The 1,587-nt window shown below is 42.0% G+C and carries 2 protein-coding genes; both read right to left on the bottom strand.

Annotated elements, in window-relative coordinates:
- Window positions 1-1,084, bottom strand: a 1,084-nt coding sequence (locus F6K38_RS41455; protein WP_044493321.1) for an RNA-guided endonuclease TnpB family protein, incomplete at its 3' end; no start/stop codon positions are given.
- A complete protein-coding gene (locus F6K38_RS41450) occupies window positions 1,014-1,514 on the bottom strand; it encodes an IS607 family transposase (RefSeq protein ID WP_008184766.1) in 501 nt (166 codons plus the stop codon). The genes F6K38_RS41450 and F6K38_RS41455, both read right to left, overlap by 71 nt.
- Window positions 1,515-1,587 lie beyond the last annotated feature (73 nt).

The raw sequence follows: 1,587 nt of genomic DNA, 5'->3' as shown, positions 1-1,587 counted from the left end.
CTCCAGTCCAGCTAACTGTCTTACTCGTATAGGCTTCACAAACATCCACTACTATTTTGCCGGTTTCCGAAGCTTTATGCTTTAAAAACTCTTTAAACCTAAAATGGGAAAATGTGAGCAAATTCCGTACAGTTTTTGACCGGATTTTTCTTTTTCCTTTTTTTGACATTTCAGACGTCTCAAAAGTTGGAAGTAATATCACATCAAAGTGGTCAACTAAGAATCGAGCAGCTTTGTGATGGAGTTCGTTTATTAGATTTTGAATTCTAATGATAATTCGCCTAGCAGCTTTCCTCATTCGTCGCTTCTGATTCCTAGACGCCTTGCTAATTTTTGACAGTAAATTATCAAGATGAGTACAAAGTCTCTGAATTCTGGAAAAATCTCCGTGACCAATCTTTCCTACAGAATTTTCGCTAAAAAACGTCAGAAATGTTCTAACACCGGGGTCTATCGCTACCACTCTACCTTGGTTATCGGCTTTCGTTTGAGTAGTTTGATGAGGGACTGTTAAATAGTAGTCCCCATTCGTGCTGGTTAATCGACAATCTCCCCTGTTATCAGGCAAAGATTCGGAAAAGGTTAAAGTCCCTAATTTTGTGTGATAAACCCCCTTCTCCGAGACCGCTGACTTTGGGATGTAGCAAGACTGAACAGGATTTTTTCGAGACCTAAACCTAACCCGATTAATTTGCCCAGTCTTTTTGTACTTTTTCTTGGATTCCCTGACAGCGGTGCAAGCATCCTTAATCCCTATGGATTTAATTTGATAAGGCACTGCTTTACACCACTCGGGAAGGTCATTTAATATCCCAGTTTTGATAGCTTTCCAATTAGCTTTTATTTCGCCATTTTGGAGTATCTTGACGGTTTTATTGAATACATAACGGGACACTCCAAACCATTTACGAATAATGGAACGTTGTTCAGCATTGAGGAATATCCGAATCTTTTTTGATTTTTGCCCCGTACTTTCGGAGTCCGTGAACCCGACAAGAGAAGACGTGAATGATTCAGAGAAGATCCGCTGTGAGTTCGGATCCTCGACAGCTTTCAGGCTGGTCGAGAACCAGGATTTTGCCACCGTTGAGCTCTGCCAGGTATTCAAACAGTTCAAACCCGAATCGAGTGAGTCTGTCTCTACAGGCAACAACAATAGTGAGCTGACATCCTTGCATAAGTCGTTCCAGTATGGTTCTAAGCCCTTTCCTTTTGTAGTTGAGTCCTGAACCGATATCCTTGATGATTTCCGCTTCTGGGAACATGGAATGCATGTATGCGACTTGCCTGGCGAGATCGTCAAATTGCTTGCTGCTACTGACTCGGCAGTAACAAATTGTGACTGGCTCGGGAGCTTTTCGTTTCCCCAAAGTGGCAAGACTAACTGTATCGAACATTCTGTACCCGCTTGGGGTTCGTTCGCATTTGATGATGCCATTGTCTGCATATTTCCTCAAAGTGGTTTGAGAGAGTCCCGTAAGTTCGACCGCCTTAGGTCGTGGTACTAGTGTCATGTCTCTATTCTAACAATTATGAAAAGACTTTACTAGACTTTATGACACTTTGCATAACTGTCTACTAACCCCT

This window comes from Moorena sp. SIO3B2 (genome assembly GCF_010692525.1).
Taxonomy (GTDB): domain Bacteria; phylum Cyanobacteriota; class Cyanobacteriia; order Cyanobacteriales; family Coleofasciculaceae; genus Moorena; species Moorena producens.
This window is presented reverse-complemented; position numbering and strand designations above follow the sequence as displayed.